20 protein-coding genes are annotated in these 21699 nt (G+C 43.5%); 9 read left to right on the plus strand and 11 right to left on the minus strand.

Translation table 11 applies throughout. From position 1 onward, the window contains the following. The first annotated feature begins 27 nt into the window (after positions 1-27). Both FET73_RS05515 and FET73_RS05520 read left to right on the plus strand, forming a co-directional pair. Entirely contained in the window at positions 28-1404 is a 1377-nt protein-coding gene (locus FET73_RS05515; protein ID WP_154222902.1) for an integrin alpha, read from the plus strand. Between the two features lie 32 nt (positions 1405-1436). Then, positions 1437-2471, plus strand: coding sequence for a TIGR03032 family protein (locus FET73_RS05520; RefSeq protein WP_154222903.1), 1035 nt, complete (start codon positions 1437-1439; stop codon positions 2469-2471). 118 nt (positions 2472-2589) lie between these two features. On the opposite strand, the gene FET73_RS05525 is transcribed toward FET73_RS05520, so the two are convergent. Together FET73_RS05525 and FET73_RS05530 are read right to left on the minus strand one after the other, a co-directional pair. Further along, positions 2590-4059 (minus strand): tetratricopeptide repeat protein, encoded by a 1470-nt coding sequence (locus tag FET73_RS05525; protein WP_154222904.1) that lies wholly within the window; start codon positions 4057-4059, stop codon positions 2590-2592. A gap of 2 nt (positions 4060-4061) precedes the next feature. Further along, positions 4062-5294, minus strand: a complete 1233-nt coding sequence (locus tag FET73_RS05530; protein ID WP_154222905.1) for an ATP-binding protein — start codon at positions 5292-5294, stop codon at positions 4062-4064. Positions 5295-5589: 295 nt separating this feature from the next. Between FET73_RS05530 and FET73_RS05535 the strand changes: the two genes are divergently transcribed. From FET73_RS05535 to FET73_RS05560, 6 genes are all read left to right on the plus strand, one after another. Next, complete coding sequence (locus FET73_RS05535) at positions 5590-6588, plus strand: ATP-binding protein (protein ID WP_154222906.1); 999 nt, start codon at positions 5590-5592, stop codon at positions 6586-6588. Further along, on the plus strand, positions 6588-7892 hold the full coding sequence (locus FET73_RS05540) for a vWA domain-containing protein (RefSeq protein ID WP_154222907.1): 1305 nt from the start codon (positions 6588-6590) through the stop codon (positions 7890-7892). Before FET73_RS05535 ends, FET73_RS05540 begins: the two co-directional genes overlap by 1 nt. Positions 7893-7930: 38 nt before the next feature. Then, positions 7931-10975 carry a hypothetical protein gene (locus tag FET73_RS05545; protein ID WP_154222908.1) on the plus strand — a complete coding sequence of 1015 codons (3045 nt, stop codon included), beginning with the start codon at positions 7931-7933 and terminating at the stop codon, positions 10973-10975. A gap of 155 nt (positions 10976-11130) precedes the next feature. Then, positions 11131-11844 carry a bifunctional 2-polyprenyl-6-hydroxyphenol methylase/3-demethylubiquinol 3-O-methyltransferase UbiG gene (gene ubiG, locus FET73_RS05550; RefSeq protein ID WP_218944266.1) on the plus strand — a complete coding sequence of 238 codons (714 nt, stop codon included), beginning with the start codon at positions 11131-11133 and terminating at the stop codon, positions 11842-11844. Next, on the plus strand, positions 11841-12497 hold the full coding sequence (locus FET73_RS05555; protein WP_154222909.1) for an HAD family hydrolase: 657 nt from the start codon (positions 11841-11843) through the stop codon (positions 12495-12497). Before ubiG ends, FET73_RS05555 begins: the two co-directional genes overlap by 4 nt. A 15-nt stretch (positions 12498-12512) precedes the next feature. Further along, positions 12513-12836 carry a hypothetical protein gene (locus FET73_RS05560; RefSeq protein ID WP_154222910.1) on the plus strand — a complete coding sequence of 108 codons (324 nt, stop codon included), beginning with the start codon at positions 12513-12515 and terminating at the stop codon, positions 12834-12836. A 23-nt stretch (positions 12837-12859) separates the two neighbouring features. On the opposite strand, the gene FET73_RS05565 is transcribed toward FET73_RS05560, so the two are convergent. The 8 genes from FET73_RS05565 to FET73_RS05600 all read right to left on the minus strand — a co-directional run bounded on the left by FET73_RS05565 (position 12860) and on the right by FET73_RS05600 (position 20055). Next, entirely contained in the window at positions 12860-13399 is a 540-nt protein-coding gene (locus FET73_RS05565; protein WP_154222911.1) for a hypothetical protein, read from the minus strand. 13 nt (positions 13400-13412) lie between these two features. Next, positions 13413-14096 carry a glutathione S-transferase family protein gene (locus FET73_RS05570; RefSeq protein WP_218944267.1) on the minus strand — a complete coding sequence of 228 codons (684 nt, stop codon included), beginning with the start codon at positions 14094-14096 and terminating at the stop codon, positions 13413-13415. A 51-nt stretch (positions 14097-14147) separates the two neighbouring features. Then, positions 14148-14762 carry a DUF4124 domain-containing protein gene (locus FET73_RS05575; protein WP_154222912.1) on the minus strand — a complete coding sequence of 205 codons (615 nt, stop codon included), beginning with the start codon at positions 14760-14762 and terminating at the stop codon, positions 14148-14150. A 4-nt stretch (positions 14763-14766) separates the two neighbouring features. Beyond that, a complete protein-coding gene (locus tag FET73_RS05580) occupies positions 14767-14964 on the minus strand; it encodes a YHS domain-containing protein (protein ID WP_154222913.1) in 198 nt (65 codons plus the stop codon). A gap of 1 nt (position 14965) precedes the next feature. Next, positions 14966-15850 (minus strand): S-formylglutathione hydrolase, encoded by an 885-nt coding sequence (gene fghA / locus FET73_RS05585; protein WP_154222914.1) that lies wholly within the window; start codon positions 15848-15850, stop codon positions 14966-14968. Positions 15851-15903: 53 nt separating this feature from the next. Beyond that, the gene (locus FET73_RS05590; protein WP_484502566.1) at positions 15904-17025 is read right to left on the minus strand and encodes an S-(hydroxymethyl)glutathione dehydrogenase/class III alcohol dehydrogenase; all 1122 of its coding nucleotides are present in this window, start codon (positions 17023-17025) and stop codon (positions 15904-15906) included. 80 nt (positions 17026-17105) lie between these two features. Continuing rightward, positions 17106-18419, minus strand: a complete 1314-nt coding sequence (locus FET73_RS05595; RefSeq protein WP_218944268.1) for an MATE family efflux transporter — start codon at positions 18417-18419, stop codon at positions 17106-17108. A gap of 67 nt (positions 18420-18486) precedes the next feature. Further along, positions 18487-20055 carry a right-handed parallel beta-helix repeat-containing protein gene (locus FET73_RS05600; protein ID WP_154222916.1) on the minus strand — a complete coding sequence of 523 codons (1569 nt, stop codon included), beginning with the start codon at positions 20053-20055 and terminating at the stop codon, positions 18487-18489. 102 nt (positions 20056-20157) lie between these two features. Here FET73_RS05600 and FET73_RS05605 point away from each other — a divergent pair, with 102 nt between their 5' ends. Beyond that, positions 20158-20340, plus strand: a complete 183-nt coding sequence (locus tag FET73_RS05605; RefSeq protein ID WP_154222917.1) for a patatin-like phospholipase family protein — start codon at positions 20158-20160, stop codon at positions 20338-20340. Positions 20341-20693: 353 nt separating this feature from the next. Here FET73_RS05605 and FET73_RS05610 read toward each other — a convergent pair whose 3' ends face one another. Continuing rightward, the gene (locus FET73_RS05610; protein WP_154222918.1) at positions 20694-21602 is read right to left on the minus strand and encodes an MBL fold metallo-hydrolase; all 909 of its coding nucleotides are present in this window, start codon (positions 21600-21602) and stop codon (positions 20694-20696) included. Positions 21603-21699: the final 97 nt, after the last annotated feature.

Here is a 21699-nt window from a genome sequence, read left to right on the forward strand (position 1 = left end):
AATAAAAGCACAAACATAAGAACAGATATGGTCATACATCGCAAAAAAATCGTTTTTTCTATCGCCTTGGCTCTGGGATTAAGCCACAGCCCCGGCTATGCACAATTTGAACCGGAATTAGAGCTTATTGATTTAAATGGTAACAATGGCTTCATCATCAATGGGATTGCAGCGAGTGACCATTCAGGTATATCGGTCAGCGCTGCCGGTGATGTCAATGGCGATGGCATTGATGATTTTATCATTGGGGCAGAAAGAGGAAACAGCAACACTGGCAGCAGTTATGTGGTATTTGGCACAGCTGGAACCATAACAAGCCCCATCAATCTGAGCAACCTCGATGGTTCCAATGGCATTGTTATTAATAGTGGGAGCATCTATTCTAGTGATTTTGGGGCGTCAGTCAGTGCAGCGGGTGATATCAACGGCGATGGATTTGATGACATCATCATTGGAGCGCCATTCGATCACCTTGGGGGTCAATACATGAATGGTGGCAGTTTTGTGATCTTTGGTTCAAACACACCTTTTACCAGCCCCCTCAACACAGCTTCTCTGAATGGCTCCAATGGTTTTGCCATTCATGGGGAAGAGGATTTTAACTATGCTGGTCATTCAGTCAGTGGTGCAGGAGATGTCAATGGCGATGGCATTGACGATATCATCATTTCAGCACCAGATGCTAATGACGGCGCTGGCAGAGGTTATGTGGTATTTGGCACTGATGGACCCGCACAACACCCTTTGAATCTCAGTGACCTTAATGGCTCCAATGGCATTACCATCAATATGGCAGATGTCTTTTCACCGAATAATAATCCAGTCAGTGCTGCTGGCGATGTCAATGGCGATGGTATAGATGACATCATCATTGGCGTCGATAGAGGGGATTCTTATGGAAATAACAACGCTGGTATCAGCTATGTGATATTTGGCTCAGATGAAGGATTACCTCATCCGTTTAACCTCTACACCATCAATCGCCTCAATGGTTTTACCATCCATGGGGTTGCTGAACATGACAATTCGGGTGTTTCAGTCAGTGCCGCTGGTGATGTGAATGGTGATGGTGTTGATGACATCATCATTGGCGCTTATAGAGCTGATCCAGACGGGAATGATGGTGCCGGTAGCAGTTATGTGGTGTTTGGCTCAATTGATCTCCCACCAAACCCCTTGTTCCTGAGCGAACTCAATGGTACCACTGGCTTTACCATACATGGGGTTGCTGCTGATGACAATTCGGGAGTATCAGTCAGTGCCGCCGGAGATGTGAATGGCGATGGTTTTGATGACATCATCATAGGCGCTGAAAGAGCAGACCCTGATGGAAACAATGAAGCTGGCAGCAGTTATGTGATATTTGGTCAGGAAAAGCCCATTTTTAAAAATGGTTTCGAGTAGTGCTTATAAACCACATTAAATAAAACATAAACATGACCAATCGACTCGAACTCAACGGCTCAAGACAGTTTTGTAGCTGGCTCAATGAACACCAAATCAGTATCAGCTTTTCCACTTATCAAGCGGGTAAATTATTTTTTATCGGTATGCAAGATGCGCAGAAAATGTCGGTATTCGAACGGACTTTCGCACGCTGCATGGGCATAGGCTTGGACCCAAAAACAGACAGCCTCTGGGTGGCTAATTTATATCAGTTGTGGCGCTTTGAAAATGCTTTAAAACCTGGACAGTCACACCAAGGGTATGACCGGGTTTATGTACCCCAAGTTGGCTATACCACCGGTGATATCGATGTCCACGACGTGGCCATTGATGATCAAGGTGTGCTGTTTGTGAACACCTTATTCAGCTGTTTGGCTCGCCCCAGTGAAACACACAGTTTTGAACCCATATGGCAACCACCCTTTATCAGCAAACTGGCTGCTGAGGATCGCTGTCACCTCAATGGACTGGCGGTCAAAGACGGTAAAGCGGCCTATGTCACCTGTGTCAGTCAAACTGATGTCAATGAAGGCTGGCGCGAACACCGTCAGGATGGTGGCGTGGTGATTGATGTACAACATAATGAAGTGATTGCTGATGGACTGTCGATGCCACATTCGCCCAGGTGGTACAGAAACAAACTCTGGGTACTCAATTCCGGCCAAGGGGAGTTTGGCTATATTGATATGAAAACAGGCCAATTCGAAGTCGTGGCTTTTTGTCCAGGGTACTTGCGCGGCTTGAGCTTTCAGGGTAATTTTGCTGTGGTGGGCCTTTCCAAACCTCGGGGCAACAAAACTTTCGAGGGTTTGGCCTTGCATGATAAGCTCAAACATAAAAAAGTAGCGCCACGCTGTGGTTTACAAGTCATCAACCTCAACACTGGTGACATTGTGCATGAACTGAGAATTGAGGGGATAGTAGAGGAACTGTATGATGTTTGTGTGTTGCCCAACACCCAACGACCCATGGCCATAGGGTTTATGAATGAAGAGATCAGAAGGGTGTTGTCACTTCCATTTTAAGAGCGGCTGATCTCATTACGCAAACACAGTCACTGTGCTCACTGTGTGATAGCGTATAGTTGGCATACATAAACATGCACTAAAGACTGACTTTTTTGACGGCTAATAAAGCTCACAATCATTTTTCAGCTTGTTTGAAAACCGCAAACCTGAGTGGAAAGATCATTCGGTAAATTAAAAAATAAGCAATGTTAAAAACCAGCACCATTTGAATATAAATCAGAAACCAGCCTTTTTGTGGAAAGACATTGTGAATGATTAATGGCACCATAGACAACAAGTAAACCCAACCCAATGTACTCAACCTGGTTCTTTGTTTCGTTTTGGTTGATTCATAACCCACACTTTCAATGTATTCTTGTAAGTATTCCATGCTCGAATGGCTGGAAAGTTCGATGGGCAGCTTTTTTCCAGAAAACTTATATTCTATGATCATTTCAGTGCCAGAAAACTTGATGTAGCCAATTTTTTTATGGGGTATGACCTTAGGTTTCTTTAATAACTTTAAATCCATTTCATATTGAAACTGATCGATTGGGGCCAACACGCGTTTAGCCAAAACAATGCCTTCATGAGTCAGTTGAATGAATTGGTGGTCTGTTTTGGCCTTAGGGTTCCACAACAAGACGCCATCAAAGCAATCAAGCACAGTGTCTGTCCCTGCATTAAGTTTTCCAAAATCAGGGTCTTGAGAGCGTTTCCTTAACATCCGTTCGTTATTGAAAATTTCTTCAGCCAATGAAAATGGTGCCAATATAATGGTCATAACAGTGGCCAGCAACCAAGCCAAATAGAGCCATAGCCTTAAACCAATTTGCTCAAACCTGGCCCAAACGCCCAACCTGATTTTTCGCCGCTCTATTAAACCAGCCATTTGAACAACCCACTCAGCGGGATTCAAACCGAAGTTACTGGCAAACAGTTTTTTTTCTGATTTTCTGAGTAATTCCAACAATATTGGATTTTCTGGATAACTGCGAATTGCGCCCAAGGCCACTTGAATCGATTCACGGTATTTCTTTCGCCTGAATAAATCCTCGGCCAATACTTGCTGTGTGATTTCATTGTCTGGATACTCAGCCACCAAGCGACTGAGGTATAGCTGTTGCTCTTCAGTGCGCTTCAGATGCTGAAATATTTGATAGGCCAAATAGAGCGTATCATGATCACTCCCAGCTTTTAAGGCGGTTTCGATTGATGCCAGCATTTCTTCATTGTTACCAATGTGGTAAGTAAAACACATAAAAGCAATGGCATAGTAATAAAACGAATGCTCCGGATACTCCGCAATCATGGCTTTCGCCGTTTGATAAGCCTGTTCTGCGCGGGCAACAAGGTACATATTGACCCAAACCCAGTTGTGAATGACCTGTTCATTTTGTGGGTGTTTATGTAAAATTTGATCAGACAATTCGCTTGCTTCATCAAATCTACCTAACATAAACAGCGCGACATTCTGTAACAGAAAATGCTCTAAATTTGCCTCATTTTCAATTGATTGAGGATGGTTTTCTAAAATTTGTAAGGCTTTATCTGGTTGGTTGGCTTCTTGGTAATGATGAGCCAATTGCAAATAATTATCGTCCATCATCACAACAGCTTGTTGGCCTTCAAGTACAACTCGACACCTTGGTAGGTTTTATCAGAACCTGCATATTTAACTACGTTTCTTGCAGTGGCTAACCAGTCATTGGTACTAGAATTAACCGACTTGAGCACCTGATTAAAATCTTTCATGGTTAACGCCTGCTCCTGACCTGATTCTATGTAACGCTCAACGGTTAACTCTCTCAACACTTCGACCAATCCATCAATATCAGCACCTGAGAAGTTAGTTAACTGCTGGTTTATTTTTTTTAGGTCTATTTTTGCCAGCGGTAATTTTTCAAGTTTGTGCTCAAGTAAGTAAGCCCTTGCGGTTTCATCTGGTGGCGGAATAAAGATTTGACGAGAAAATCGCCCAGGTCTTTTCATGGCTGAATCGATGTCCCAAGGCATGTTCGAAGCCGCTAAAAATAAAATGTCACTGTTGTCATGTCCCATACCATCCAGTTGATTGAGAAACTCATTGACCAATGTTCTGCTGTAGTCTGACTGTGACTTTCCCCGAGCATAGGCCAAAGCATCCAGCTCATCAAAAAACAAAACAGTGGGTGTGCTGTGCCTGGCTTTCTCAAAAATCAGCCGTAGATTGGCTTCACTTTCACCTACGTATTTGTCTAAAATATCGCTTATGGCCACAGGAATAAAAGTTGCATTGCATTCGTTGGCCACAGCACGGGCCAGCATCGTTTTTCCGCAGCCAGGCGGACCATACAGCAAAACACCACCGCCCGCTTTCTTGCCAAACTTCTTAAAGATTTCTGGGTTTTTGAATGGTTCAATGATCTGAAGTTTCAATGTTTTTTTAACCGCCTCCAAGCCAGCAATGTCATTAAAACGTGTTATTTCTTCTGACAAATGATGAATGGAAACCACGTTGTCATCAGCTGGCGATGGTGTTCCATTTTGTCCACCACTGATGACGGTCAAGTTTGGGGAGGTGTTTTGCGGTTCGCTTGTAACCTCTGAAACCACTTCTTCGGGGGTGATTTGATCCCTACTTTTTTGTTCTGGTTCCTCACTGATCTGCGTATGAGTTGCGCACTGTTTCATCAAAACCTGTTCAATGTTCTCAAGTGGCCTTTGTTTTTCAATCAAGCTATATTGTTGATGGGCTTTATTCCACTGCCCTTCATTAAAGAACACCGAGGCCAATTCAGACCTGGCCTTGCAATCAAAAGGGTTCTCTAAAAGATGTTCCATCAATTGTTCTTTATTCATGTATATGCGCCCTCGATTACTTGTTCTTTGATTTTAAGGTTTAACATTATCACCATCTTGAATTTTATGTGCAAGATTGCTGTGTCAATGTTAAGAAAGAAAATTTCCAGTGATTCAATTAAATCACCTACTTGCAAACAAAAATCCAGCCAAACAATCAGTCAATATTTGCCAAAGATTTATTGGCTTCACGGTATTAAATAAAGTCACCATTGGTTCTGTAATGATGATAACATTTTAGTTATATAACATTGTTTTAAAAACCTGCATATCCACAACCATCGACTCAAAACGCATGACACCCAATGATCTTAAAAAATTTTTAGCCCAACTGATTCAACACAATATCCAAAGCAGTGTAATGATTTGGGGACCACCAGGAATAGGTAAATCAAGCGTGGTTAAACAGCTTTCTGACGAGCATGATTTTGAATTCATTGATATCAGACTAAGTCAACTCGCACCCACAGACTTGAGGGGAATACCTGTACCTGAAAATGGCATCACGCATTGGGCTTCGCCAGAGTTCCTTCCACAAAAAGGACAAGGGATTTTGTTTCTTGATGAAATCAATATGGCCCCTCCTGCCATGCAAGGAGTTGCTCAGCAGCTCATTCTTGATCGCAAAGTGGGTAGTTATCGTGTACCTCCAGACTGGTATATTTGGGCTGCCGGTAACCGAAAAGAAGACCGTGCTGGGGTGTTTGAAATGCCAGCCCCGCTGGCCAATCGATTCATTCACTTGGAAACAACATGTGAAATCAACAGTTTCAAGCAGTATGCACTTCAAAAGGAGTTGTGTGAAAGAATAATCGCTTTTTTGGCCTTCCGTAAAGATTTGCTTCACCAGATGATGCCCAACGAGATGGCCTGGCCATCTCCCAGAAGCTGGGTAATGGCTGCCGGCTTACATCAGGCTGGACTGCCAATTGACAGTGCAGTCGGTCACGCCGCCGCCGCAGAATTCGAAGCTTTTTTATCCGTGACTGAAGACATACCTGATGTGGACGGCATCGTCAATGGTAAGGTCAAGCCAACATTCCCAAGCGAAGTGTCACTTCGTTATGCGACCACCCTGAGTCTGGTGGCTCGATCAGACGATGCAACCAAAGCATTGCATGCCTTGAGGTGGTTGGTGAATCAAGCCAATCCAGAGTGGGTACAATTATTTGCCGCTGATGCCTTTCCATTGTTCAGAGCAAAAGGTTTCATGGATGACTTACAGCAACAAATCATGAGTGAGCCCAAACTCAAAGCATTTTTAACCACTTATGTTCAGTTATTAAGCAGCTGATGGATCAAGCCATCAGCAAATACTTGCTTCAGTTGCGCAAAGCCAATCCGTTTTTGGCCACTTTGTCTTTGATGGCTGATTATCGCTTTGACAACACTTGTCAGCATTTTAATACCGACGGCCAAGTCATTCGAATCAACACCACATACTTTGAGAACCTGAATGCTGCCGAAAGGACAGGACTGTTATTACATTTAACATTACACTCGGCATTACTCCACCCCATCAGGCGAGGCCTGCGAGATACACAGGTATGGAACATGGCTGCCGATGTAGTGGTGAATAACATCATCACAGAATCCGGAGACTTTTTACCACCCAAAAACACCGCTTTAGAGCCACAATATAGCGACCTATCGGTGGAACAGGTTTATGAAAAACTGATCGATTTACCACATCAAAACACCCAGCTGGCCGCCCTTGCCAAGCAGTGGATGGATCAAGGTTCAACTGCCAAACAAAACAACACCCAAACCACAACTGAAGATGAGGTAAATAAACAAGACAAACTGGAGCAATCACAAAATGATCGCCTCAGTCAAAATCAGGTCCGACAAATTTTGATGACCATGTATCCGCACCATCCAGACTTGCAAACAAACAAAGAAAACGCACAGCAATTACAATCAGAAAAAGAGTTCAAGACTGCGATCAAACAACACTGGCAAAATGCACTGCGAAAAGCCCAGGCAGCTCATCAAGTGACCTGTCGTGACCCAGGCATGATACCTGCCGGTTTGATGTTAGAAATCGATAAAATGATGAACCCAGAAATTGATTGGCGTTGGTTACTGTGGCATTTTGTGGTCCGCACCCCGAATGACTATGAGGGTTATGATCGCCGGTTCGTCCACAGCGGTTTGTATCTGGATAATTTGATGTCCAATCAATTAAAGGTGTTGGTGGCGATTGATACCAGTGGTTCAATTGACAAACACGAATTGACTCAATTCATGAGTGAATTACTTGCCATTAACGCAGCTTACCCGTTCATTGAACTGGAACTGTACTATGTGGATGCCACCATCTACGGACCTTATTCAGTTAACAGCGACTCTGTCAGTCACCTGCCTCAAGGTGGTGGAGGCACAGATTTTTCCGTTTTTTTTGAGCGTGTGATTGATGCAAAGCAACCTCATGAAACGGATGTCATTGTCTATTTTACCGACGGTTTTGGTCAATTTCCTGATCAAAAACCCGAAACAGAAACCCTTTGGCTGGTAGTCACTGGCGGCTTAGAAAGTGAAGCTTTTCCATTTGGTCAAGTGGTACGATTAAGTCAAACCAATGCCGAGGACAATTAAACTCTTGAGCTAATTAATAACATTCAGGAATACTCAATATGAAAAAAAATCAGCCCAGCCTACATTCAATATTAGTGACCTTATTAAACCCAAACGCAACAGAGACTGAGCTTGACAATGTATTGCAACAGCTGGCTGATTTGGACCAAGCCAAAGGCTTACCACCGCTGGAACAGCGCCCCAAAAACAAAAAAGCAGTTTGTGCTTTGCTTGCCAGACAATCACCTGACACCAGTCTGGCTGAGTTGGAACACTATTTAGATCATTATTATAAATCCATAGAAGTGGCGCGGTTGGTCGCCAGACACCCCAATATAGATATGTGGTGGATGGCTCGATTCAGTTATTTTTTGCCTACAGACGCCAAAGCGAACCCAATGTATGCACAACACAGCCAATCAGAAAAATGGACTTCATTGATAGACCAAAAGCCTACCGAAGCCAAACCTGGATCGTGGAGCAGAAGCTATGAGTCATTCAAAAGATTCACCATACATGAAGACCGGCCCCACTATTTCAAAATTCCCTATTGGTTGGAAAATGGAACTTCCGCTGATAAAAGACACATCGCTGGGTTAAACCGAGTCGATGAATCTCTGCTTCAACCCTTGATAAAAGAAAAGTCTGCACCTGTTCGTAAAGCCTTGGCTCAACGGAAAAACCCCTCTCAGGCCTTGGCCAGTTCTTTAGCGCAAGACCAAGCAAGGACTGTTCGACAGGCGTTGGCTGAAAATCCAGCTTGCCCACCTGAGGTTCTAGAGTTTTTGTCTCGTGATGACCATGAGCTGGTCAAACAAGCCGCATTGAATAACAGTGCCTGTCCCTCCGAAGCGGTACAGGCGGCAAAATTCCTAGAACAATTGACCCCTGAACCTGACCAAGTTCCCACTGAGCAGCTTGACCCGTCCGGCGTCATTGACTTGTTAGGCAATGAAGAAACCACAGCTGAGCAGCTACAAGTGATTTCAAAGCACACTGAAGCCTGTTTCAGATCAGGTGTTGCCTTACATCGGAACTGTCCTACAGATTTATTAAATATTTTGTCAAATGACAACAACTTTGATGTCAAGCTTTCGGTTGCTTTTAATCCAAACACCGAAAAGGACACATTGCAAAAACTGCTTGATTTGAATGACGAACGTTATCACATGGCATTGGCCACAAACCCTTCATTAAGTGAGCAACAACAATTAACTTTGGTCGACCAGGGCAGTGAGGAAATTCGTTTGGATTTGGCCAACACCACAGAATCTGTCGTGGTTTGGCAAGCTTTGAGGGATTCTGAGCCCAAAGGAAAACAAAAAAAATCTTCCAAAAACAAAACATGGCGGGAATGTATTGACTTGTGCCTTGACCCCAAAGCCAAAGGATTATATGCCTTCCAGCGCAGCACCAAATACCGCTATTCATTTGTCAATAAATTGATAGCCAGACATCCTTTGTGCCCCAAGTCATTGTACGCAAATTATGCATTTTACTGCTTCCCCTCATTGGCACAAAACCCTGAGTTGACCTTGCTCTTGTTAGAAAACCCCAATGCCATCAAAGCAGAGGAGTATGCTGAGTGGAAAGTGTTGGAATGGTTGAAGTTGGATGAAATACCAGGTCATGTCGCCTGCCACTACCTGCATCACAATCACCCCAAGATCACCCGCAAAGTGGTGCAAAGCAAAGCAGCGCTTTTGGTTGACATCCAACCCCATGTATATGACGAGGACATTCACATCAGGAAAAACATTGCTGGATTAGAACAATGTACGCCATTCATGTTTGGTGTTTTGGCACATGATGAAAAAGAATCTGTCAGGGCAGCTGTGATAAACAATCCAAAATGTCCCGCTGATGTTTTGACTCGCTTGTCAGAGGACCCTGTGGCAGCAATTCGTGTCAGTGCCCAAAGTCATCCGAACTTTAAAAAAGCCACCGGTGGTAAGAAAAAAATAGAGTCACTGAAAAACAAGGGCACCAAAGCAAACCGCATCAAACAAGCCAAAACCACACAATCACTCAAAGTCATGCGGGACTTGGTGGAGGATCAGTCCACTGCAGTAAGAAAGGAGCTGGCAGCACGGAAAAAAGCACCACTTGATATATTGGAAAAGTTACAACATGATCAAGATACAGACATCAGGGCATTGGTGGCCGCTCACCGCAATGCATCTCTGGAAATACACCAGCATTTGGTCAACGACAAACAAGAAAGCGTGCGCAGACATGCCTTGTCAGGATTGGTGTATCATACAGCCATACACAACCCGGATGAATCTAAGCCAACTTACTCAGAACTGCTCTACGATGAAAACTTATTCATGCAATACCAAGATGACCCAAGTGACACCATCAGGGCCTTCATCGCTCAGCGCTCTACCCATGACAAAATACACCACACTTTTTTAAGCGACTCCAGTGAAAAAGTGAAAAAAGCATTGGCCACAAACCCAAGCATCAGTCACTCCATTGCTGAGGCGCTGTTAAAACAAGAACAACAGTGGGTAACACAAACACTGTGTCGCTATACACCGCATGTTGAAGTGTTTTTAAAATGCATGCATTACGATCAGTGGGTTGCCAGCACCATGGACCAAAATGACAGCATGATGGAAGTACCTGAAGTGTTGTATGCCATGGTTCGGAACAGCAACCCAGTCGTCAGGCGCCATGCGGCATACAGAGTCACTGATCCATCTGATATTGATTTACTGGTTCATGATGAAACATATGAAATCACAGAGGTCATCGCTGGCAACAAACTGCTCAACGAAGAGCAAATCGAACATTTATTGCTCAAAGCAGACATGCCGATAGCTGAAAGCATGACATATTATCAAAAGAAATACTTCAAAAAGCACCTCAGTTCATTACTCAAACACAGCAACCCTTGTGTCAGGGCAGCCATACCAAGAAACTTAAAATTATCAAATAAAGCCATCACTGAACTGATTGCTGATCCATCCCCAGCTGTGCGCTCAGCTGTTATATCAAGTAGTGAAAATAAACTCACACCCAAACATTTGAGCATTCTTAAAAACGATATGGATAAATCGGTACAAAGCTATTTAACTACTTATTACCCTAAAAAATGAAACGCATCAGTAACCATTTTTATGACTTCAGCTCAAGGATGAAACAGGTTATACAAGTAAAAATACTTAGGCAATCCAGCTAAAAATAACTCTCAATATGGTTATGATTGAAAACGTGTAAAATGTCACTCCGAAACAACAAATAAAATAGCATAATGAGCAACAATCACAGCCAAGCAGAACTCGATCAATTCAACAGCCAAGCGGCTTTTTGGTGGGATAAAGATGGGCCTTTCAAGACTTTGCATCAAATCAACCCTTGCCGGCTGGCTTATATCGAGCAGTTCACTGCTTTGAAGGACCAAAAGGTGCTGGACGTCGGTTGTGGTGGCGGGATTTTATCAGAGGCCATGGCGGCTCAAGGTGCAAAAGTGACTGGCCTTGATTTGGCTGAGGATTCTTTGAAAACGGCGAAGATGCATTTGTATGAATCGGAATTGAAGGTGGATTACCAACTACAAAGCATTGAAGACCATGCGTCGGCCAATCCTGAGCAATATGATGTGGTGACTTGTTTGGAAATGTTGGAACATGTGCCTGATCCTGAAAGCATCATTGATGCCTGTTTGGCGGCTTTGAAACCGGATGGTTGGTTGATTTTATCTACTTTGAACCGAACACCCAAAGCCATGATGCTGGGGATTGTTGCGGCTGAGCATGTGTTGCGCATCGTGCCCAAAGGCACCCACCATTATGCCCAATTCATCAAACCCTCGGAAATGGTCGCGGCACTGAAAACCAAAGATGTGGACATCAAAGATTTATCAGGCATGCGTTACAACCCGTTCACTGGTACAGCGACATTGGACAAGCAAGACTTGGACATCAACTATTTCTTAGCTGTCCAGAAAAAAAGCAAGCAATCATGAAACCAATCAAAGCCGTACTGTTCGATCTGGATGGCACCTTGGTCGATACCGCCATCGATATGATCAAGGCACTGGAAACCTTGGCCAAAAACCATGGCATCGAAAAAACACTGCCAACCGCCGATTACCGCCAGTACATCTCAAAAGGTTCGGCCGCCTTGGTGCATGCACTGTTTCCTGAATTAGAACAAGGCAACAAAGAAACCCTGCGCTTAGAGTATTTAGACATCTACAAAAAACAACTCAACAGCCACAACCAACTGTTCGACGGCATTCCTGAATTATTAAAGCATTTAGATGACAACAACATCCCTTGGGGCATCGTCACCAACAAACCCGGCTGGTTGACTGCACCATTGGTCGCCACCATTCCAGAATTCAAAACCGCTCAAGTAGTGATTTCGGCTGATGAAGTCGGTGTCAGTAAACCAGACCCCAAACCTTTGCAGGTGGCCGCGGAACAGATGAACATAGACCCAAACACCACTGCCTACCTCGGTGATGCCGAATCAGACATCACCGCAGCCAATGCCGCCGGTATGGTCTCCATGATCGCAGGCTGGGGTTATATTGCGCCAGATGATTCGCCCGAAACTTGGCAGTCTAACCGTGAATTTAACCGTGCTGCCGATCTGGTGGCATCATTTGATTAAAGGCAAAACAAAACCATGTTAACAACCAGACAAGCAGCAGATACGTTTGCATTACACGTCTTCCAAGGCGCTTACAGCGAGGCGGCGAATATGCTGTCACAAGAAGCCCAAGAAAAATGGACTGAAGAACTGATTGAAGAAAACTATCTGGCCATGATCAGGTATTTTGATGAGGGCGAAATAGAAGTCATCACCAACTGGGATGAACTGGAAGATGTGGAAGTGGACAATGGCATGATGCTCTATGTACCGATAGAAGCAGACGGCGAAAGCGAAGCCATCACCGTGGTCATAGACGAGGAACATAAAATTGTCGATATAAGCTTTGGCCGGCCTTAACCTGATTCACTGCCCTCAAGGTACTACCATTTCCACCATACCTCATTAACCATTGGATTTTCCCCCTTTGGAATAACCTTCGGTTTTGCGCCCCTAGGAACATCAAGCATCTTCCATAGTTCTTTTGGCTTAAGAATTGATGTTTCGCTGACTTTTGATAACCTGTTGATTAAATCATTATCATAACTAACAAAAAAATCGCAGTTTAATACTTCTGCTTCAGAGAGAATCTTACAATCATTTTTTTTCGGGTGATATTGCAAATATTTTTCAGTATATAAACTAATTTTTTCCGATGATAAACTAGAATAATATGGAGATAATGTTGGGATTAGAATTTCATTTACGTCATTATGTTGCTTATATTTTGCAATATCCTTTATTTGTTTCCACTCTTCTTCAACCGTAGGTACTATTGATAACTCAACTTCTCCATAGACAAAACTCCTAAACAAAGCGACTTTTTCTTGAGCTAAATCACCAAGAGGCTCTTTTTGATTAAAGAAAGTTAAAGCCAGATAGGTAAAACATTGAGAATCTAAAGTGATAATTAGTTGCTTCACTGATTCTTCTTCCTTATTTTTCCGCTCGCGCAATCACCCAAGGCTCTTCATCGGCATCACGTTGCCAAGATTGCCAAGCCTCCAGTGACTTCATGGTATCACAATAAGTTTTGGTGCTTGGTTTACAGTCGATGTCATAAGCATACAACCTGTTGACCACTGGCGCGTACATGGCATCTGCTATGCTGAACTCACCGAATAAAAACGGCCCTTGGTATTTTTCCAAACAATCAGCCCAAATGGCTTCAATCCTTTCAACATCATTTTTTACACCGTCTGACATAGTGATTTTACTTGGCTCGCGACACATGTTCATGGGACATTCGTTTCTTAAGTCCATAAACCCACTGTGCATTTCTGCCACAATGCTTCTGGCATGGGCGCGCGATTTCGGGTCTTTTGGCCACAGGCTTTTTTCTGGGTACAGTTCAGCCAGATATTCCATGATGGCCAATGAATCCCAGACCGCCAAATCACCCTGTTGAAGGGCGGGTACTTTTCCTACAGGATTGAAGTCTTTATACCGTTGATTGCCTGTTTCAAAGTCAAGCGGCACCAGTTGCTCCTCAAATGGGATGGCTTTCTCTTTGAATAAAATCCAAGGCCGCAGCGACCACGAAGAATACTTTTTGTTGGCAATAAACAGTTTCATGTTTTCCATCTTGTTTATCTCATGTTGTTCGTTGAGCTTCATCATAACAACATATCAAGCCATTATTGACAGATACATGATGTGGCTTGTTGTTGTTTAATTGGCATAAAGCATGGTGAGCATTTTCAATGCCGATACGGCTTCCTTGCATTTGCGTTTTAATTTGTCTTTGCCAGCTGAAGCATGTTCACGGTCCATTTTATCCAACATGCCTTGTAAACCATCTGTCAGTTCTTTACCTGTTTGGCTGATGTTCTTTTCACCCAGTTCGGCATGAATGCCATGGGTGTAATAGTATTTCCCCAATGCAATGATGTCTGATGCATTCGATTGATATTTTGCCATGGCTTGTTTTACAGGCGCACCACAATGCTTCACAGCCACGCCATGAATTTGAGTGAAGGCATAACTTTTGGCTGCATCGGTCATCGCCATGACTTCCGCCGCTTTCTGTATTTTAGGGTCATTGGCGCCTTTACCTGACTCTTTTGCCAGCTTAGCCAAGGTTTTGGCCATTACGACTTTGAATTTGTCGTTATTGAAACTCGGTGGTTCAAATTCAATGGCACCACCATCACAAGGGTGGTCTTGATAGGCTGTAGCACCATCTTCGTTTTTACATTGGTATATCGTACCGGCTTGAATTTGACACCCAAAAAACAAGACAAACAACACACACCCCTTCGCACTCAATAGCATTTTATTTTTCATTGCTTTAACTGTTTTCCTTTATCAACACATCAAAATAAGCACGGTCTTTGGGACAGGCTTCAGGATTGTTTTTTGTTTGTTCAGCAAAATCTCCGCTGCAACCGGGATTACAAAAACCGGCGGTGTGACCACGGTAGCTGACCAAAGAATCAGCAGCGATTTCTTTGCCCGACCTTGGGCAGTATTTATTGATAGCTTGCACCTTATTCTTCTTCTGTTGTGTCACCACTGCCTGATTGCGATTCGGTGATGAAGTGCGTGTGGTGAAATTTCAGGTGAGACTCAATAAAACTGCTGATGAAAAAGTAGCTGTGGTCGTAGCCTTGGCAGAAATTTAAAGACAAAGGCTGACCACTTTTTTCAGCAGCATCAATCAAAGCTTGTGAACCCAACTGCTCTTCTAAAAACTGGTCATCAGTACCTTGATTGACCAATATAGGCATTTCACCATCTGCTTCTAAAAGCAACAAACTGGCATCGTATTGTTGCCATTGTGCTTTATCATCACCTAAGTAAGCAGCAAATGCTTTTTCACCCCATGGGCAATTTGTGGGGTGACATATCGGACTGAATGCCGAAATGGAACTGTATTTTTCTGCATTCCTTAAACCAATAACCAATGCGCCATGACCACCCATGGAATGCCCTGATATGGCTTGTTGGCCATTGACTGGAAAATGGTTGTCTATCAATTCTGGTAACTCGCTGACCACATAATCATACATGTGGAAATGCGCTTTCCAAGGCGCTTGAGTCGCATTGACATAAAAACCTGCGCCCTGTCCTAAATCATAGGCTTCATCATTGGGCACATCTTTGCCATCAAAATCCATCCCGCGCGGACTGGTGTCTGGCATCACCAGCATCAAACCCAGTTCAGCAGCAGCCTTGAAAGCCCCTGCTTTTTGGACAAAGTTTTCATCTGTACAAGTTAAACCTGACAACCAATACACCACAGGCAAGTCCTCAATTTCAGCTTGCGGAGGCACAAAAACGGAAAACCGCATGATGCAGCCGGTGGATACTGAGGCATGTTCGAATCGCTTCACCCAACCGCCGTGGCATTTGTGTTGATCTAATAATTCCATAACTTATCTCTCTAACTTTGGCCTGTGTTTAATTAAATTGTAAACCGCAATGCTTAAACTTTGTGGTCAAAATGAATCACCGAACGGATGCTTTTGCCTTCGTGCATCAAGTCGAATGACTCGTTGATTTGTTCTAGCGACATGGTGTGGGTGATGAAATCATCCAAAGCAAATTCACCCGCCATGTACTGTTCTACAATTTTGGGTAATTCTGAACGGCCTTTTACACCACCGAAGGCTGTACCACGCCAAACACGACCTGTAACCAATTGAAACGGTCTGGTTGAAATTTCTTGTCCCGCGCCGGCGACACCAATAATCACAGACTCACCCCAACCTTTGTGACAACACTCTAAAGCAGAACGCATGACATCGACATTTCCGATGCATTCAAATGAATAATCTACGCCGCCGTCAGTTAATTCAACAATCACCTCTTGGATCGGCTTGTCATAATCTTTGGGGTTAATGCAATCGGTGGTACCGAGCTTTTTCGCCAAGTCATATTTTGACTCATTGATATCGACACCAATGATGCGACTGGCTCCTGCCATCTTGGCACCAATCACAGCTGATAAGCCTATGCCACCCAAGCCAAAAATGGCCACCGTGTCTCCTTTTTCCACTTTGGCCGTGTTCAATACCGCGCCCATACCTGTGGTGACACCACAACCGAGCAAACACACTTCTTCCAATGGCGCTTCTTTACTCACCTTGGCCAATGAAATTTCAGGCAGCACGGTGTATTCAGAAAAAGTCGAACAACCCATGTAATGGAAAATCGGCTCGCCGTCTTTATAAAAACGTGTGGTGCCATCTGGCATCAAGCCTTTGCCTTGGGTTTCGCGAATTTTTTGACACAAGTTGGTCTTTCCAGAAGTACAGAATTTACATTCACCACACTCTGGTGTGTACAAAGGAATCACATGATCGCCGACCGCAACAGAAGTCACGCCTTCGCCAACCTGCTCAACGATACCACCGCCTTCGTGGCCGAGAATTGCTGGGAATATACCTTCAGGATCTTCACCTGATAAGGTGAATGCATCGGTGTGGCAGACGCCAGATGCGATGACTTTCACCAACACCTCACCTTTTTTCGGCAGCATCACATCAACTTCTTCGATGGACAAAGGTTGGTTGGCTTGCCAAGCAATGGCGGCTTTACATTTAATGAACTGGTCAGTCATGGGTCTTAGTTTGAATTAAAAAATCTATTTTAGCCCATGCTCCCTATACTTTACAGCGTTTCACATCAGAGTTTTCTCAACTGCCTTTCGGTGTAAACCAGCATCAAGACCGCACTGCTCAAAACAATACAAACGATGGCCCAAAAGATGGCATAAACATCATAATCCAGCACCACTATCAATATGAAGTTTGCCAATGTCGGCAACACCATTTGTCGCAACACACCAATGACCATAGGGAATATCGGCTGTTTAATCGCTTGTAACACGGCCACGCTGTTGAACAACAACACATAACCAAAAAAAGCCAAAGCATCAACGCGCAGATAATACACACCGATACCTATGATTTTATCATCGTTGCTGAATTGATCCATCATCAAGGGTGACAAAAACACCATCATCGGCATGGCCAAAAGCGAAACAAAAAAGCCCAACTTCAATGCCTGATGATAGGTTTCCTTGACCCGCTGATAATCTTTGGCGCCATAACTCTGACCCGCCACTGCCATCACCGCGGCATTCAAACCCATGGCCGTTAATAACAATAACTGTTCAATGCGCACACCCACTGAATAACCAGCCACTGCTTCATCACCAAATCGACCGACAAAATAAATGGTAATAAAACCACCCACGATTATGGTCAACATGTTGGCACTGGAAGGTATGATTTGACGAAGTAAATGTTTCCATTTTCGCCAACGGAATTCAGGGTGTGGCACCACACCCATTTCTTTAGACAACAACCAAAACAACACCACAGCAGAAGCCAACTTGATCACCACTGTTGACCATGCCAAACCTGCCACACCCAAATCAAGCACAAAAATAAACAACGGGTTAAGCAGCCAGTTAACAAAAAAGCCAGCAATCAATACATTCCGAAAAGCTTGGGTATTTCCAAAACCCATCAAAGCACCTGCGGCGACATTGGTTAACACAAAACCCAAATTCCCCAGCAAAATTACCCAGGTGTATTGCCAAGCCAAGTCGATGGTTACACTTGATTCCGTAAGCACAGACAACAAAGACTGACCAAACACCAGTCCCAATATAATGATCAAAATGGAAAGCAACAATGCGATGCCTGTCGCATTGTTCACCCAATGTCTGACTTTTGATTTTTTATCGCCCGACACATCGGGGGCTACCATCGCGGAAGTGCCACTTTGTAAGCCCGCGGCCAAACCAATGAACAAAGCAAAAACCACACTCGCTATGGACAAACCCGCCAACGCATCATCTGAAATTTGGCCTGCAAACCAATTGTCGGTCAGGTTATACAAGGTGTTGAACACCATGCCCAACGCCGCAGGAATGGCCAAACGAATCAAATGCGGCTTAATGGGTCCTTTTGTCAGTTGTTTTTCGCTCACAATTAAATGTCACTGGCTGAAGCCTTGATGCCGACTTTGTGTTTGATGTTGAAATGAATGCCGTTACTCATGGCTGTTGTTCAAAGCCATTTTTATAAATCACATCCGGCGGATTGACATGATAAATACCTGACATTTCGGATGCATTGTTGTCATCATCTGTCAACACAAATTTAACTTGGGTACTGGTTTGACCCTGTAAATCAACCATATATAAAACCGCCTGTTGTGCATTTTGATAAATCGAACCACTGCGCAACTCAAAAATGTCGCTGCCATACGGAGCCACATAGGCTTCAATCCACAGCGGGTATGCTGCATTTTGTTCTGTGGCATCCACCATCAAATCAAATTGAGCAAAATTACCAATCATTTGGTCTTCAATAACCGTCACAGCAGAAACTGCCACATTATTCATCAAGTGATTCGCACCCGTATCGGCATCGTCTGTGTCATTTGCGTTAATACCATCGGGTTCTGTGCCTCCATCTCGAACGATATCAACAGCTACGGTATCATTGTGATATATCAAATTCCTGCTGTAATGATTACCTGATGAAGTTTCACCACTGATAAAAATACCTTGGCTGTTGTATGCAATGGTATTACTGTTGACCAAAGAATCACCACCAATTTTTGTGTCATGCCCAGAAATGATGTCCACACCCCCATAAACATTACCCAAATCAACTGAACCACTTAAATCTGTACCAATATAGTTACCGAGTATGGTGGTTCCTGAAACTTCGTCACCAATATAAATACCTGATTCATTGGCCGCTATCACATTCGGGCTCAAACTGGTGCTATCAGTTAAGCTGCCGATGTGATTATCACTGGCGGCACCACCAAAAAATGATATCCCAGAATACGCATTACCAGCTGCTGTAGTGCCATCTTTTAAAGTGCCAATAAAATTGCCCAAAATGGCATTGTTTTTAGGCTCATTGTCTGTGGGATTACATGAGAAACCACCATAAAATTGTATCCCATCACCGGCATGTCCTGAGATCACATTGCCTTCATTATTCATACCACCAATGATGTTGTCCTTACTGCTACAGCCTAAAATCACCCCATTCGCACCGTTGTTATTTGCCAAAGCCATACCGCTCTGATCAGTACCAATCAAATTACATTTCACTTGGTTGTTATTGGAGTTGATGATGGTAATTGGGTTAAAGAAATTACGCAAATTGAGGCCACTGATAACCGAACCATCAGACCCAGATCCCAGTCTCAGACCATCAAAACCGCCGTTGCCTTGAATCACAATTTTATATTCTTCACGACCAGTAATATCACCACAAACACCACCATTACCGCCTTGGGAACTGGCATCGATAATGACTGGTGAGATGATTTCTGGTAACAACGAATTAATCGTGATAGTACAAACTCCGTTTGGGCAATTGCTGATGAGGAAACCAATTGAATCTTCCGCCGCAGTGGCATTGATTTCTTGAATCAAAGCACGCAATGTACATTCAACCTGCCCGCCAACCATTCCACCGGTATTACATGCACCGTCGAGGCCGGCATCAGGCGCATCACCAGTAGAATTGACAAAATAATTCAAAGCCACAGCCGGTGACCCAACAAAGAAAGCAATACAAAAAGACAATAATATTTTCATCATTTATTCCTCAAATAATGCCAACATAATAACTTAATTGGTAGAATAAAAAAGTGAAATCAAATCATAATTTGGAAAGTACTCGATGACTCAAAAATTGGATTGGCTTTAGGTGGTGGTGCGGTACTGGTCGCCGCACACATTGGTGTTTTACCTGCACTCGAAGAATGTGATATCAAAACTGACATGGTTGTGGAAACCAGCATTGGTGCTTTGGTCAGTACTTTATTTGTTTTTGGTTTGCCCTGGAAGGCAATTCAAAACAGCACCATGAAAATGAAATGACTGGATATTACAAAAATTTCTTTGTCTAAATTTGCCATATTAAGTAACCAATAATAGCCTTTCTGATGCACGATCAATAAGGCGATGTGGACTTCATTCAAGCCAACATACCCTTTGCCATCATTGCCAGTGAGATTTAAAACGGAAAAAAAGCGACCTTTACAACATGTCGAGTTGCCGATGCCGAAATGGTCTGCACCTGTATTCCGGGTGTGTTTTCACCCATCATCAAAAAAGCAGGTATTGATCAATGGAGGTATTTTAGAAAATATCCCCGTCAACACCACCAAAGACATGGGCGCTCATGTCATTATTGGCGCTGACCTCAATCCAAAAAAATTCGTTTTAAATTTTTACTTCAGATCGATTAACATCAAATCTTCTGCCACTAAAACAGGGCCTTGATAAGTTTTTTTAATCACCGATGTGGTTTGATCTAGATAGGGTAAACTGCTATGCATTAAGTGTGCAAGAAGCAGTTTTTTGACCTTTGCTTGAGCTGCAATTTTTCCTATTTCTGAAGGAGGCATGTGCATATTTTTTGCTCTGTCAGTGGCCTCCTCTTTTATGGTGTTGTTGGCCACCAACATTTCACTGCCTTGGGCTAATTTCGCCAAAGAATTATTGTGGTTACTCATATCACCTGAGAAGGTAATGCCACAGTCACCAATGTCCACTCGCCATCCAACCGCACTGATGGGGCCATGGTGTACACCAATACTGCTCACATTAATTCCACCGCTCAGGGTGTGTCGTTCAATTTTATTGGCATCAAGAGCTACATCTATGGCCTTTATTTTATAACTGCTATGTCTATTGGGCAGCAGGTATCTTTTCATATAAGAATAGGCACCATTCTGGCCAAATAACCTCTCCAAATAAACACTGGTATCAGGCATTCTGTTGTTGCCTTTAGGGCCCATCACCCAGAGGTCGTTTTTTCGCTCTGTAAAATATGAATCCTTGATGTAAGCGGGCAAATCAGCACTGTGATCAATGTGCAAATGCGTAAGCAAAATGGCTTTTAAATCTTCAGACTTAGCTTCAACCAATTCAAACTGATGGGCACTTCCACTTCCTGCATCAATCAATACCTCAGCCTTCCCATTGACCCATAGCAAGTGAGACGATGAAACCCGTCCATCGGATAACTCAGGTCCACCTGAGCCAAGCACTTGTAATTTGATGTTTTGCTCATCGCAACTTTGTGACCAGCTAAGAATAGGCCAAATCATTGCCCCAATCATCAATGTTTTCCGCATGAAATTATGCCATTCAAAAATACCAAAATATCACAAGTGCCACCTAACTAACATTAAAATTTCTGTAATAAATATTAACAGTTACATCAAATTCATC

The sequence above is a fragment of the Marinicella rhabdoformis genome (genome assembly GCF_009671245.1).
Lineage (GTDB): Bacteria > Pseudomonadota > Gammaproteobacteria > Xanthomonadales > Marinicellaceae > Marinicella > Marinicella rhabdoformis.